Annotated in this window: 14 protein-coding genes and 1 tRNA gene; 9 read left to right on the top strand and 6 right to left on the bottom strand. The window is 64.1% G+C overall.

Annotated features, from left to right (window positions below; genetic code table 11):
* Positions 1-158: 158 nt before the first annotated feature.
* Complete coding sequence (hisH, locus tag FGK64_RS09480) at positions 159-797, top strand: imidazole glycerol phosphate synthase subunit HisH (protein ID WP_138863566.1); 639 nt, start codon at positions 159-161, stop codon at positions 795-797.
* 3 nt (positions 798-800) lie between these two features.
* Here the strand turns inward: hisH and FGK64_RS09475 are convergent, their stop codons facing one another.
* Complete coding sequence (locus FGK64_RS09475; RefSeq protein ID WP_138863565.1) at positions 801-1,184, bottom strand: DUF2147 domain-containing protein; 384 nt, start codon at positions 1,182-1,184, stop codon at positions 801-803.
* Positions 1,185-1,311: 127 nt separating this feature from the next.
* Here FGK64_RS09475 and hisA point away from each other — a divergent pair, with 127 nt between their 5' ends.
* Complete coding sequence (gene hisA / locus FGK64_RS09470; protein ID WP_138864276.1) at positions 1,312-2,031, top strand: 1-(5-phosphoribosyl)-5-[(5-phosphoribosylamino)methylideneamino]imidazole-4-carboxamide isomerase; 720 nt, start codon at positions 1,312-1,314, stop codon at positions 2,029-2,031.
* A gap of 3 nt (positions 2,032-2,034) precedes the next feature.
* On the opposite strand, the gene FGK64_RS09465 is transcribed toward hisA, so the two are convergent.
* Entirely contained in the window at positions 2,035-2,406 is a 372-nt protein-coding gene (locus FGK64_RS09465) for a hypothetical protein (RefSeq protein WP_138863564.1), read from the bottom strand.
* A gap of 125 nt (positions 2,407-2,531) precedes the next feature.
* Here FGK64_RS09465 and hisF point away from each other — a divergent pair, with 125 nt between their 5' ends.
* Positions 2,532-3,293, top strand: coding sequence for an imidazole glycerol phosphate synthase subunit HisF (hisF, locus tag FGK64_RS09460; protein WP_138863563.1), 762 nt, complete (start codon positions 2,532-2,534; stop codon positions 3,291-3,293).
* A complete protein-coding gene (locus FGK64_RS09455; protein ID WP_138863562.1) occupies positions 3,290-3,604 on the top strand; it encodes a phosphoribosyl-ATP diphosphatase in 315 nt (104 codons plus the stop codon). Before hisF ends, FGK64_RS09455 begins: the two co-directional genes overlap by 4 nt.
* Before the next feature lie 77 nt (positions 3,605-3,681).
* Here the strand turns inward: FGK64_RS09455 and FGK64_RS09450 are convergent, their stop codons facing one another.
* Together FGK64_RS09450 and FGK64_RS09445 are read right to left on the bottom strand one after the other, a co-directional pair.
* Positions 3,682-4,149 (bottom strand): CoA-binding protein, encoded by a 468-nt coding sequence (locus FGK64_RS09450; protein ID WP_138863561.1) that lies wholly within the window; start codon positions 4,147-4,149, stop codon positions 3,682-3,684.
* A gap of 177 nt (positions 4,150-4,326) precedes the next feature.
* Positions 4,327-4,779, bottom strand: coding sequence for a YHS domain-containing (seleno)protein (locus tag FGK64_RS09445; protein WP_138863560.1), 453 nt, complete (start codon positions 4,777-4,779; stop codon positions 4,327-4,329).
* A 270-nt stretch (positions 4,780-5,049) separates the two neighbouring features.
* On the opposite strand from FGK64_RS09445, the gene FGK64_RS09440 reads away from it, so the two are divergent.
* The gene (locus FGK64_RS09440; RefSeq protein WP_138863559.1) at positions 5,050-6,003 is read left to right on the top strand and encodes a hypothetical protein; all 954 of its coding nucleotides are present in this window, start codon (positions 5,050-5,052) and stop codon (positions 6,001-6,003) included.
* Here the strand turns inward: FGK64_RS09440 and rlmB are convergent.
* Positions 5,977-6,753: a 23S rRNA (guanosine(2251)-2'-O)-methyltransferase RlmB gene (gene rlmB, locus FGK64_RS09435; RefSeq protein WP_138863558.1), complete on the bottom strand. Its 777-nt coding sequence runs from the start codon at positions 6,751-6,753 to the stop codon at positions 5,977-5,979. The two genes, FGK64_RS09440 and rlmB, sit on opposite strands and share 27 nt — an antisense overlap.
* A 123-nt stretch (positions 6,754-6,876) precedes the next feature.
* Between rlmB and FGK64_RS22130 the strand changes: the two genes are divergently transcribed.
* Positions 6,877-6,960, top strand: a tRNA-Tyr gene (locus FGK64_RS22130).
* A gap of 178 nt (positions 6,961-7,138) precedes the next feature.
* Here FGK64_RS22130 and FGK64_RS09430 read toward each other — a convergent pair.
* Positions 7,139-9,181 (bottom strand): NADH:flavin oxidoreductase, encoded by a 2,043-nt coding sequence (locus FGK64_RS09430; protein WP_138863557.1) that lies wholly within the window; start codon positions 9,179-9,181, stop codon positions 7,139-7,141.
* A 117-nt stretch (positions 9,182-9,298) separates the two neighbouring features.
* Here FGK64_RS09430 and FGK64_RS09425 point away from each other — a divergent pair, with 117 nt between their 5' ends.
* From FGK64_RS09425 to dctP, 3 genes are all read left to right on the top strand, one after another.
* The gene (locus FGK64_RS09425) at positions 9,299-9,943 is read left to right on the top strand and encodes a TetR/AcrR family transcriptional regulator (protein ID WP_138864275.1); all 645 of its coding nucleotides are present in this window, start codon (positions 9,299-9,301) and stop codon (positions 9,941-9,943) included.
* Between the two features lie 63 nt (positions 9,944-10,006).
* Entirely contained in the window at positions 10,007-12,310 is a 2,304-nt protein-coding gene (locus tag FGK64_RS09420) for a cytochrome P450/oxidoreductase (protein WP_138863556.1), read from the top strand.
* Positions 12,311-12,564: 254 nt separating this feature from the next.
* Complete coding sequence (gene dctP / locus FGK64_RS09415; protein ID WP_138863555.1) at positions 12,565-13,662, top strand: TRAP transporter substrate-binding protein DctP; 1,098 nt, start codon at positions 12,565-12,567, stop codon at positions 13,660-13,662.
* The last annotated feature ends 54 nt before the right edge of the window (positions 13,663-13,716 follow it).

The following is a 13,716-nucleotide window of genomic DNA, read 5'->3' as shown; positions in this document are numbered from 1 at the left end:
AGTACTTTTGCAAAGAAGAAGCGAGGGATCTTTCTTCTTCTTTGTTCAAAAACTCCGGGGGAGTCGCCCGGAACGGGCGGCGGGGGCAGAGCCCCCTCTTGGCAAGCCCCACCCGCTGGCCTATGCCCGGGCCGCGCCCATCACGAAGGACTCCGACAATGTTGACGGCTATCATCGACTATGAAAGCGGAAACCTGCATTCGGCCGAGAAGGCGTTTCAGCGCATGGCGCAGGAAACGGGTGCAGGCAAGGTTGTGGTGACAGACAAGGCCGAAGTGGTCGCCGGGGCGGACCGGATCGTCTTGCCGGGCGACGGTGCTTTCCCGGCCTGCGCGGCAGCACTGCGTGGTCATTCGGGGTTGTTCGATGCGTTGGTCGAAGCCGTTGAAACGCGTGGCCGTCCCTTCCTTGGCATCTGTGTCGGGATGCAGCTGATGGCGACTACTGGCCACGAATACGAAGAGACCCCCGGGCTTGGCTGGATCGACGGCGACGTGCGCCGGATCACAACCGATGACCCGAGCTTGAAAATTCCGCACATGGGATGGAACGATCTGATGATCGAGCAGACGCACCCGGTGCTTGACGGCATCTCAACCGGCGACCACGCCTACTTCGTGCACTCCTATCAGATGGATACCCACGCCCCCGACCAGCGGTTGGCCTCCGTTGATCATGGCGGCGCAGTCACCGCCATCGTCGGCCGCGGTACGATGATCGGCACCCAATTCCACCCCGAGAAAAGCCAGGCCACCGGCCTGCGCTTGATCGCGAATTTCCTGAGCTGGGCGCCCTAGGCGCTACTCCAGCCGCGTCCAGGTCTGTTTCGAACAGATCAGGCCTCCGGCCACGCAGCCGCGCAGCGCAAGACTGTTGCCGTTCAAATCCATCTTGCCGACATAAATCTTGCCGTTCGCCGGCCGCCACACCTGCCCCCTGTAGCCACCGCTGCCATCGGGAACCATGTCGATCACCAGTGGTTTGCCAATATTGGGCGAAGCATATTCGCCATCGGCATTGAAAGTGCGTTCCATCTTGCCGCAGATCGCCGCGCCGCAGGGCACCAGCCGCACGTGGGCATAGGCGCCATCGTCCACTTCGGTCTTCCACAGGCCTTCTGCCGGGTCCGCCTGAGCGGCGCCAGCGCCTAGCGCCATGACGGCTGCAATCAGGATACGTTTCATGAATTCTCCTCCGGTTTGGCCCATCCTTGCCCGTCAGGACACCGTCGCGCAAGCCCTGCTGCGCGGGACGTTGCACCCTTTGGGACCACATGGCATATGCGCTGTGAACAACGACAAGGGCCGCGCCATGATCCTCTACCCCGCCATCGATCTAAAAGACGGTCAGGCCGTACGCCTGTTGCGTGGCGATATGGAGAAGGCGACCGTGTTCAACGACGACCCGACCGCCCCGGCGCGCGGGTTTGTGGAAGCCGGTTGCCAGTGGTTGCATCTTGTTGACCTCAACGGCGCCTTCGCTGGCACTCCGGTCAATGCCGCTGCGGTCGAAGCAATCTTGGCCGCTTGTCCGGTGCCAGCGCAATTGGGCGGCGGCATTCGTGACATGGCGACCATCGAATCCTGGATTTCCAAAGGCTTGGCGCGCGTGATTCTTGGCACCGTGGCGGTCGAAAACCCCGATCTGGTGCGTGACGCTGCGCGTGCTTTCCCCGGCAAGATCGCTGTCGGGATCGACGCTCGTGACGGACGCGTTGCAACTAAAGGCTGGGCCGAGGAAACCGATGTTCAGGCCACCGACCTTGCCAGATCCTTTGAAGATGCGGGCGTCGCGGCGATCATCTACACTGACATCAACCGCGATGGCGCGATGCAAGGCCCGAATATCGAATCCACGGCCGCATTGGCGCAATCCGTTTCGATCCCGGTCATTGCCTCGGGCGGGGTTAGTTCGCTGGACGATTTGATCGCCTTGCGTGACTGCGGAACGCAACTTGACGGCGCGATATCGGGTCGCGCGCTTTACGAAGGGGCGATCGACCTGAAGGCCGCGCTGGCTGCACTGAGTTAAGGGTTACGCCGCGTTCAGCGGCATTTCTCCGTGATAAGGCGCGCCCGAGGCGTCGAACCTGATCCAGACACCGCCGTCGCCATCCGTTTCGATGATTGCCTGCACGACCGGGTCAGTCAAAAGCCTGTCGCGTCCTGTTCCGACCCCGTCAGGGCGGCCCCGAAAGAACACGCAGGCCCAAGGCGGGTCAACGAACCGGCTCAGGCCCGTTGCGCCATCAAACCGGTTCACGATCACGCCTCCGGCACTGGCCACGGATTGCTCGACCGCACGCACCGCGCGCCGCACCGGCGCCTCGCAATGCACCACTTCCAACTCGGCCGACATCGGGTTCGACATGACCGAAATCACCGCATCACTTACAAGTTGTTTCATCGGATTTCTCCTGCTCGTTTGACTTTACAACGATTTTATCCACAGGCCGGTTCCGTCACCGCCGCGTGACCGGCGCTTCAACGCCAATGCTTGTTCCCGCGCGCGGGCACGCTATAAGCGCCCATATGCTGAAGACTCGTGTGATCCCCTGTCTCGATGTCGCCGATGGCCGCGTGGTCAAGGGCGTCAATTTTGTCGGTCTGCGCGATGCGGGCGATCCGGTCGAATCCGCCCGTGCCTACGATGCCGCCGGGGCGGATGAGCTCTGCTTTCTCGACATTCACGCCACCCATGAAAACCGTGGAACAATGTTCGATGTGGTGCGCCGCACGGCAGAACAATGCTATATCCCGCTGACCGTGGGCGGCGGCGTGCGCAGCCGGACTGACGTGCGCGATCTGTTGCTGGCCGGGGCCGACAAGGTGTCGTTCAACTCGGCCGCCGTGGCCAACCCCGAGGTCGTCGCCGAGGCTGCGAACCAGTTCGGAAGCCAGTGTATCGTGGTTGCCATCGACGCCAAGACAACCGCGCCCGGGAAATGGGAAATCTTTACCCACGGCGGGCGCCGCCCCACAGGTATCGACGCGGTGGATTTCGCGCGGACGGTGGTTGCCAAGGGCGCCGGAGAAATCCTTCTCACCTCGATGGACCGTGACGGCACCCGGGCGGGGTTCAACCTGCCCCTGACCCGCGCCATCGCCGATGCCGTTCCCGTGCCGGTAATCGCCTCGGGCGGGGTCGGTACGCTCGACCATCTGGTCGAAGGCATCACTGAGGGCGGCGCAAGCGCGGTCCTGGCCGCCTCGATCTTCCACTTTGGCGAATTCACCATTCAGCAGGCCAAACAGCACATGGCCGCCGCTGGCATTCCGATGAGGCTGACATGACCACGCTCGACGCCCTCGCCGCCACGATTGAATCCCGCAAAAGCGCAGATCCCGACAGCAGCTGGACAGCCAAGCTGCTGTCGCGCGGCCCGGAAAAATGCGCCGAGAAATTCGGGGAAGAGGCGATCGAGGCCATCATCGAGGCCGTCAAGGGCGACCGCGCCCGCCTCACCTCCGAGGCCGCCGACGTGCTCTATCACCTGCTGGTGATGCTGGCCGCCCGAGATGTGCCGCTCTCGGACGTTTTGAGCGAACTCGACCGCCGCCAGGGCACCAGCGGCATCGTGGAAAAATCCGCCCGCACAACCTGACCCGATCTTCTTTGGGGTCAAATATCCCGGGGGACTCCGCGCAGCGGAGGGGGGCAGAGCCCCCTTCTAGGCAAGCCTCACAGCTTCGACGACACGATCCCCGTGGCAAAGCCGCCCATGCGCAATTCCCCGAACAGGCGCTGATATTCAATCTTGGGGCAGCGATTCATGATCACCGTGACGCCGCGCGCTTCGGCCTTGGCCGCGGCCTCGGCATGTTCGACACCGATCTGCATCCAGATGGTCTGCAACTCCGGGAAAAGCTCCAGTGCCTCGTCGACGATGGGCGGCACCGCCTCCGAGCGGCGGAAGATATCCACCATATCGACCTTGCCCTCGATCTCGGCCAAAGACCCGACAACGCGCGCGCCGAACAGCGTTTCTCCGGCGTGCCCCGGGTTCACCGGTATCACTTGAAACCCTTTCAGCGACAGGTAGCGCGCCACGAAATAGCTGGGGCGTACAGGATTGGCCGAAACTCCTACCACGGCGATGCGCCGGGCGCGCTTCAGTACGGTTCTCAACAGATCGTCGGAATAGCTCATGTCATCACCCTACCCCGGCATGGACAGACAAAAAAGCGCCCAGAGCGCATGAGCCCTGGGCGCGAGGTACGGAACGAGGGACAGTAATGTTCTCCGCAAGAGTTCCGGCTTGCGAATACGTTACATTTAGGAAACAGCGCTGAAGAAAAAAGGGCCATCGCGAAACCGTGATTTCACTTATTGGCCGGCGGCCAGGATGTGCGGCCAGTTCGCCTGTGCCCGGGTCAGAACTGCGGCGGGGTCGCGCAGCAGCGCGTCGCGAGCCTGCGCGTCATGTGTCAGGTACAATCGCCCCTCGTGAACAAGCCAACCGCGCTCGGGGTCAATCTCTGCCAGCCGGTTGTGCGCCATCGCCACCGCGCAGTAGCCGCCGAATCGTGGGGCATAGGTACGTGGATCGGCCTCGAACCTCTCGCGGTTGGCCTGCGACGCAAATTGCCACACGACACCTTTCCATAGAATCCGGTGTGCCGGGCGGCCCTCAACCGCCGCGCCCTGCGTGACATAGGCCACCACGTCATAGCCTCCGGCGCCCAGCCCATGGCGCGCCAGATAGACCGCGCGGTCGGCCTGCGCTGCGCCGACAAACGCGGACAGGACCAGTGCAGCAATCATCAAAACCCGAACCATCAGGGCGCCTCTTGTCGGAGTCCGGTGACCCTCGTGCACGCCGGACCATTCCGCAACAGAATGAAACGGCGCGCCGCGCGCGCAAAGACACAAAACCGCCAGCCCCCCGATGCCGCGCGATCACGTGATATTTGTTACACGATCCTATCGCCGCCGCACGACGCATTTGCCGCCGATAAAGGCTTTGGCGAGACAGCTTACGCAACCCGGGATTGATCGGCGCCGCGATCCGGTCGATCCTTTCGAACAGCCCTTGTCACGGAGCCCGGAATGGACACGCAGCATCTGAACAGAAACGCGGGGCGTGGCCTGCCCTTTCGCGTCAGCCTCGAGGCCGTGAACAAGGCGGTCGGGCTGGTCGCGCTGGGGCTGCCGTTTGCCCTGCTGACAGTCAGCGCCGCCGGTGGCACCTGCCGGGGCATCGATTCGATCAGCCACTACTACTACACACGTCTGGGCGGTGATCTTCTGGTCGGGTCGCTGTTCCTGATCGGCACACTTCTGGCGTTCTTCTACAAGGCGCCCGGCCCGGTCGATGGCTATCTGGGTCACACCCGGCGCGACATGATCGCGGTGCGCATTGCCGGGCTTTGCGCCTTTGGCGTGGCGCTGGTGCCCGCTGCCAGTTCAGGGTGCGAAGAGTTTGCGGGCGCGGTCACGCGGCTGTTTCTGTCGGGCGCCAGCGGGGCAACCGCGCTGGATATGTCGGCGCTGCGCGACACGCTGGGCAGCAGTGACGCCGCGCTGATCGCGGAACTTGCCACCGCGCTGGAGGCAACCAATACCGGGTTCGATTTCTGGGGCACCTTGGGTGTCAGCAGCACGCTGATCACCAAAATCCACTACCTCTCGGCGCTGGGGATGTTTGCGGTGCTGGCCTATTACGCGCTTGTCGTATTTCCGCGCCCGCAGTCGGTCAGCGCCCTGCGCGGCGCGGGCTGCACCGGGCGCAAGCTGTGGCGCAACCGGCTCTATCGCACTTGCGGCGGGCTCATCGTGCTGGCGATTCTGGCGCTGGGGTATTTCAGCTTTTTCATTCAGAAAAGCTGTGCCGACGGCTGTACCTGGAACCGGCTGAACCTGACCTTCTGGTTCGAGGCCCTGGCGCTCGTGGCCTTTGGCGTCTCGTGGTCGGTCAAGGGGCGCGTGTTTTCCACCCTGCGCGACCGGGCCGAACCCAATGCCATCGCCGAGATGTCAGCCTCCGACGCGCGAGGCGTATAGCGCCACTGCCGCCGCGTTCGACACGTTGAGCGAGCCGAAATCGCCCCAGGCCGGGATTTTCACCAGTGCATCCACCGTTTCGCGGGTCTTGGCGCGCAGGCCCGGCCCTTCGGCCCCCAGCACCAGCGCCACCGCGCCGTCCACGCGGCCCTGCATCGCTTCGCCGATGGTCTGCTCGGCCTCACCATCCAAGCCAAAGACGGCATAGCCCATCGCCTGCAATTCCTCGATCGCCTCGGCCAGATTGCGCACCCGCAGATAGGGCTGACGCTCCAGCGCGCCGCTGGCGGTTTTGGCCAGCGCCCCGGTTTCCGGCGCCGAATGGTGGCGCGTGCCGATCACCGCGCTGGCGCCCAGCACCTCGGCCGAGCGCAGGATCGCGCCCACGTTATGCGGGTCGGTCACGCGATCCAGCAGGATCACGCGCGGCGCGGCGGCGCCTATACAAACATCGGCGATGCTGCCCCAATTCAGCGGCTTCACTTCCAGCGCCGCCCCCTGATGCACCGAGCCCGGATCGATCGGCGCGGCAAAGCGGCGCGGATCCGAGTCCTCTGCCTCGATACCTGCCTCGGCAATCGCATCGGCCAGCTTGTCGCGGGCATTGCGGGTCACCAGCAGGCGCAGCTTTTCACGCCGTGGGTTCAGCAGCGCATCCCGCACCGCATGCAACCCGAACAGCCAGACGGTTTCGGCAGCAGAGGCCTTTTTCGCCTGTTCCTTCTCGACAACCCATTTCGGCTTTTTCATGTGATATCCTCCGTGGCGGCGCGCGGTTCGGACCTGATGAAATCCGATGGGATTTTCCTGTTGACGGCCCTTTGGCGCGCTTGTAATCACGCCCCCACGTCGGACGCAATGGCAACCGACAGTGGGCGACAGGCCGCAAGGTGTGGCAGGGGACTGTAACTCCCTCGCGGAGACGCACGCCTGGTTCGATTCCAGGGTCGCCCACCACTTTTCCTCTCGGATTGACGTGGTGCAGATCGGTCAAGTTTACCGTCGAACCTGTGGTTATGGGTGACGGCAACCAGATCGAGCCGCCTCGGGGCGGCTGCACGCCGCGCCCGAGAAAGTCGCCGACCTTGCCCTTGGCACGGGCAGAAATCAGTCGGATTGCGAGATCTGAGTCCCCCTAGATATCCTTCACCAGCCGCAGCGCGTCATAGATCGCCGCGTGGGTGTTGCGGGCGCTGACCGCGTCACCGATGCGGAATAGCTGGAACGTGCCGTCGGCATTGCTGGCGATGGTCTGCGGCATGCCTGCAATCAGCGCCTCGTGATCCACCGCGCCGCCATTCGACGACAGCGGTTTCAGATCGAAATACAGCTCGTCCAGCGGCATGGTGCCATAGTTCACCACGATCTGGTCATAGCTCTGGTCGCGGGTGAAATCGCTGTAGTCGGTGCCGATGGTCGCGGTCAGGCGGTTGCCGTCTTTCGCCACGCCCTTCAGGCGGCGGGTGACGGTAAAGGTCACGTCCTTGTCTTGCAGCGCGCGCATGTAGGGGACAAGGTTCATCGCCATGATGTCGGGGGCAAAGGTGCGGTCGGGCGTCATCACCTCGACCTTGGCGCCCGCATTCGCGGCGACTTCGGCGGCCATCACGCCCGGATGATCGCCGCTTTCGTCGTAGATCAGCACATCCTGGCCTGGCTTCACGTCGCCGGAAATCAGGTCCCAGGCGCTGACAACATGATCGGGTTCGCCTGCTTCGAACAGCTGCAAGTTCGGCATGCCCCCGGTCGCCACGATCACCACATCGGGGTTCAGCGCGGTCACGTCTTCGACCTCGGCCCAAGTGTTGAACCGGAACTCCACATCACGAGCCGCGCATTGCGCCATGCGCCAGTCGATGATCGAGATCATCTCGCGCCGACGCGGGTTCAGCGCAGTCAGCCGCACCTGCCCGCCGGGATCAGGCTGGGCTTCGAACACGGTCACCTTGTGCCCGCGCTCGGCGGCAACGCGCGCGGCTTCGAGCCCGGCCGGGCCTGCGCCCACGACAACCACGCGCTTGGCCGTCTGCGCAGGCGCAATCGTATGCGGCATCGTCAACTCGCGCCCGGTGGCGGGGTTGTGGATGCACAGCGCCTCGCCCGCCGCATAGATGCGGTCAAGACAATAGGTCGCCCCGACACAAGGGCGAATGTCATCCTCGCGGCCTTCCACGATCTTCTGCACGATATGCGGGTCGGCCATATGGGCGCGCGTCATGCCCACCATATCCAGCAGCCCCGCCTGCACCGCATGGCGCGCGGTGGCGACATCGGGGATCTTGGCGGCGTGGAAGGTGGGCATCCCCGTGGCCGCCTTGACCGCGCCGGCGAAATCCAGATGCGGCGCGTTCTTCATCCCCTGTACCGGGATCACATCGGTCATCGCCGGGTCGGTATGGATGCGCCCCCGGATCACGTTCAGGAAATCGACCATACCGGAATCGGCCAGCTTCTTCGAAATCTCGATGCCTTCTTCGGGCGTGATACCCCCCGCCTCGGCCTCGTCCGCGGTATAGCGCAGCCCGACGATGAAGTCGTTGCCCGCCCGTTTGCGGATGCCCGCCAGCACATCCATCAGCAGCTTCATCCGGCTGTCGAGCGTTTGCCCGCCATAGGGCCCGTCCAGATCGTTGGTCAGCGGCGACCAGAATTGATCCAGCAGGTGGCCATAGACCTGAAGCTCGATCCCGTCCATGCCGCCCTCTTTCATCCGCTCGGTCGCATCGGCGAAATCGCTGATGATGCGGGTGATGTCCCAATCCTCGGCCAGTTTCGGGAAGGCCCGGTGTGCCGGTTCGCGGTGTTTCGACGACGACACCGACGGCAGCCAGTTGCCCTTGTTCCACGTTGTACGCCGCCCCAGGTGCGTCAGCTGGATCATCACCGCGCAGCCATGGTCGTGGCAGGCATCGGTCAGCTGGCGAATATAGGGCACCACCTCGTCCTTGTAGGCCAGGATGTTGTTGAACACCGGAGGGCTGTCTTTCGACACCGCCGCCGAGCCTGCCGTCATTGCCAGCGCCACCCCCGCCCTGGCCCGTTCCGCGTGATAGGCGGCATAGCGTTCCTTTGGCATCCCGTCTTCGGGATAGGCCGGTTCATGGCTGGTGGTCATGATCCGGTTGCGCAGAGTCAGGTGCTTCAACTGGTAGGGCTGGAGAAGGGGATCGTTCGACATGGGCGGCCTCCTTGGCATCTGCGGCATCCTTTGCCAAAATGTGCACCTATGTCAAGTAAGCGTTCATACCTGTATATTTCGATTGTGCCGCAGCCGCAGGCAGCCTATCAATCGGGCATGAGCGATATGGCAGACCCTGATAAGACAACCGGCTGGCGCGGCTCGCGCGAGCTGTGGCTGGACGCGGCCCGCGCCGCCCTGCTCGACACCGGGGTCGACGCGGTGAAGATTCAGCCGCTGGCGACCCGGTTGCAGATCGCGCGCACCAGTTTCTACTGGTTCTTCAAGGATCGCGGCGCGCTGCTGGATGCGCTGCTGGCGGATTGGGAAGCCAAGAACACCGGCGCCTTTGTCGATGCCTGTTCCGCCTATGCCGAAACCGTGGCCGAGGCGGTGCTGAACCTGATCGTCGTGTTTTATGACGATGCGCTGTTCGAACCCCGGCTGGATTTCGCGGTGCGGGGATGGGCGCATCAGTCGGATGACGTGGCCGCGCGTGTGCACCGCGCGGACGAGACGCGGTTGGCCGCGATCCGCGCGATGTTCGAACGTTTCGGGTTCGACAGCGAAGAGGCCGACGTGCGCGCGCGCACCGTCTACCTGACGCAGATCGGCTATATCTCGATGCAGGTCGATGAACCGCTGGCCGAGCGCGTGCCGCGTGCCCCGCGCTATGTCAAAACGTTCAGTGGTCAGGCCCCCACGGCGGGGGAACTGGCGCGGTTCCACGCGCGGATAGGGTACGAAGCCCCGAAAACTTGACGCGCGCCATCTGCGGCGGATACCCAATCCGGGCGCGTGCCGCGTGCAAGGAGGAACCCGCCGATGTCCACACCCACGCCCGCCGCCTGCCCGGCCCATTCGGGCACCTGCCCCGTCTCACCGCGCGCGCAGGCGTTTGACCCCTTCGTCGCGCCCTATCAGGCCGATCCCGCCGCCGCGCTGGCATGGGCCCGCGCCGAGGAGCCCGTGTTCTATAGCCCCGAGTTGGGCTATTGGGTGGTGGCGCGCTATGATGACATCAAGGCGGTGTTCCGCGACAATCTGACGTTCTCTCCGGCCAACGTGCTGGAAAAGATCACGCCCTTTTCCGACGAGGCGACACAGGTTCTGGCCAGCTACAACTATGCGATGAACCGCACGTTGGTGAACGAGGATGAACCGGCCCACATGGAACGTCGCCGAGTGCTGCTGGATCATTTCCTGCCGGCGAACCTTGCCCATCACGAAGACATGGTGCGCCGTCTTGTTCGCGAAAAGGTCGATGGGTTCATCGCCACGGGCCGCGCCGATCTGGTCGAGCAGATGCTATGGGAGGTGCCGCTGACCGTGGCACTGCATTTCCTTGGCGTGCCCGAAGACGACATGGACCGCCTGCGCGCCTTTTCCATCGCCCATACCGTCAACACATGGGGCCGCCCCTCGCCCGAACAGCAGGTAAAGCTGGCCCATGATGTCGGCCAATTCTGGACCTTTGCGGGCGAAGTGCTGGAGCGGATGAAACAGGAACCAGACGGCCCCGGCTGGATGCACGAGGCGATCCGCAAGAATGCCGTGGATTCCAGCGTGGTGACCGACAGCTACCTGCATTCGATGATGATGGCGATCATCGTCGCGGCCCATGAAACCACCGCCCATGCCGCCGCAAACGCGGTCAAGCTGCTGCTGACCCACCGCGAGGCGTGGGAGGACATATGCGCCGATCCGCGCCTGATCCCGAACGCAGCCGAAGAATGCCTGCGTTACGCCGGATCGGTCGTGGCATGGCGGCGGCGCACCACGCGGGCCGTGACGCTTGGCGGAGTCGATCTGCCCGAAGGCGCGAACCTGCTGATCGTCACCGCCTCGGGCAACCATGACGACGGGCATTTCGCCGCCGCTGACGATTTCGACATCTATCGCGGAAATGCCGTCAATCACCTGACGTTCGGCTATGGCAGCCACCAGTGCCTTGGCAAGAACCTTGCACGGATGGAACTGCGCATCATACTCGAGGAGCTGACCCGCCGCCTGCCCCATATGCAGCTGGACCCGGATCAGGTGTTCACCTACCTGCCGAACACCTCTTTCCGCGGGCCCGACCACCTCTGGGTGACATGGGACGTGGCGAAGAACCCCGAGGCCGACGACCCCGACCGCCTGACCCCGCGCATGTCTTACCCCGTCGGCCCGCCCGAGCGGCGCGAGATCGCGCGCAGCCTTCGGGTTGTCAAGGTCTGGCCCACGGCAGATGGCATCCTTGCCCTGCGTCTGGCCGAAGCCTCTGGCCGCCCGCTGCCCGCGTGGGAACCGGGCGCGCATGTCGATCTGCATGTGGATGGGTTCGACCGAAAGTATTCGCTGTGTGGCGCGCCGGGGGCCGACACCTATGACATCGCGATCCTGCGCGAAGACGCCGGGCGCGGCGGTTCGGTCCACCTGCACAAGGCGCTGTGCGAAGGTGCCACCCTGCGGATGAGCGGCCCGCATTGCCATTTCCGGGTGCACCCGGCGGCGCCGCATCACACGCTGATCGCGGGCGGCATCGGGATCACGCCGATCCTCGCGATGGCCGACCATCTGCGCGCCACGGGCCGCGCTTACAGCCTGCATTACTGTGGGCGCGCGCGTGACAGGATGGCGTTCCTGGACCGTCTGGCGCGCGATCACGGCAATCACTTGACGCTGCATGTCTCGGGCGAGAACTCCCGCGCCGATCTGGCCACGCTGGTCGCCGCGCGCCCCGAAGGCGGGGTGATCCACGCCTGCGGACCGGATGCGATGATCTCGGCGCTGGAGGCACTGACCGCCGATACCCCCGATGGCACGCTGCATGTTGAACATTTTACCACCGATGCGGATGCCGCGCAGGGCCATGGCGACCCCTTCACCGTCGATCTGGCCGACAGTGGCCTGACGCTGACAGTGGGCGCTGACCAGTCGCTGTTGCAGGCGTTGCGCGCCGCCGGGGTCGACGTTCCCTCGGACTGCGAAGAAGGGCTGTGCGGCACCTGTGAATGCACCGTGCTCGCGGGCGATCCCGACCACCGCGACCGGGTGCTGACCCGGGCCGAGCGCGACGCGGGCGACCGGATCGTCACCTGCTGTTCCCGCGCGCGCGGCGGCACCCGCATGAGGCTGGCCCTCTAGCCCCGACAAACTGCCCGATTTGGTCAGGTCCCTTGCGCCCCTCCCGGCATAGGGCCACTTTTCGTGTCTGAAACCCCTGCCAAACCGTGCAATTCCCCTCCAATTGGCAAATTATCTTGTCCAAAACACACAAGTATGCGTATTCATATGGTGCGACAGCGAAAATTGGTCCCCGGCCCTGCCTTCTTGGAGGAAACGGCAGAGCCACTCAGGAGGCCCATAAAATCGCTGCGCAACCACATGGGAGGACTGACATGACACGACTGACAAACCGCCGCGCGGCCCTGCGCACACTGGCCGGAGCCGGTGCCGCAACGCTGGCCGCGCCGCATATCGCCGGGGCACAGGCCAATGGCACCACCTGGAAAATCCAGACATCCTGGCCCGGTGGCGCCGGTTTGCAGATTTTCAAGGACTGGTGCGCTTCGATACAGGAAAAGACCGGCGGCGAGCTGGCCTTTACGCCCTTTGGTGCCAATGACGTCGTGGGCGATTTCCAGCTGTTCGACGCGGTGAAAAACGGCGTTCTGGACGCGGTGAACCCGTTCACCATCTACGCGCAGGGCATCATCCCGGCGGCCACCTTCCTGACCTCGATCCCGCTGGGCCTGCGCCAGCCTTCGGAATTCGACACGTTCTATTATGGCCTGGGCGGCATCGACATCGCCCGCGAGCTGTACGCCGCGCAGGGGATGCACTTTGTCGGGCCCGTGCACCACGATGCCAACATCATCCACTCGAAGGTGCCGATCCGGTCGATCGACGACTTTGCTGGCCGCAAGATGCGCCTGCCCGGCGGCATGGTAGCCGAAGTCTTCAACGCCATCGGCGCGGAAACCACCGTTCTGCCCGGTTCGGAAATCTTCCCGGCGCTGGAAAAGGGCACCATCGACGTGGCCGACTATGTGGGCCCGGCGGTGAACTACGCGCTCGGCTTCAGCCAGGTGACCGATTACATCGTGATGGGCCCTCCGGGCTTCATGTCGCTGTACCAGCCGGTCGACATCATGGACATCACCGTGGGTCAGGCGGCTTGGGACGCGCTGTCACCGCAGATGAAGCAGTTCATCGAGATGGAAACGCACGTCTATTCCGACATGCATTATGCCGCGATCCAGAAGGCCGACCAGGAAGCCTGGGGCAAGTTCGAGGCCGACGGCACCGAAGTCACGCGTCTGTCCCAGGACGACGTGGACCTGATGACCGAAGTCGCCGTGCCGATCTGGTTCGACTACGCCAACCGCGATCCGAACGCCGCGCGTGTGTTCAAGATTCAGCTCGATTACATGCAGTCCGGCTCGCTTGGCTATGTGGATCCGGCGCTGACCCAAGGACTCGAGCTCAAGCTCTGACCGCATAGGCGCAGCCTAGCTGCCGCCCGGGGCCAAACGCGCGCCCCGGGCGGC

The sequence above is a fragment of the Arenibacterium halophilum genome (genome assembly GCF_005938225.1).
Classification (GTDB): Bacteria; Pseudomonadota; Alphaproteobacteria; order Rhodobacterales; family Rhodobacteraceae; genus Arenibacterium; species Arenibacterium halophilum.
This window is presented reverse-complemented; position numbering and strand designations above follow the sequence as displayed.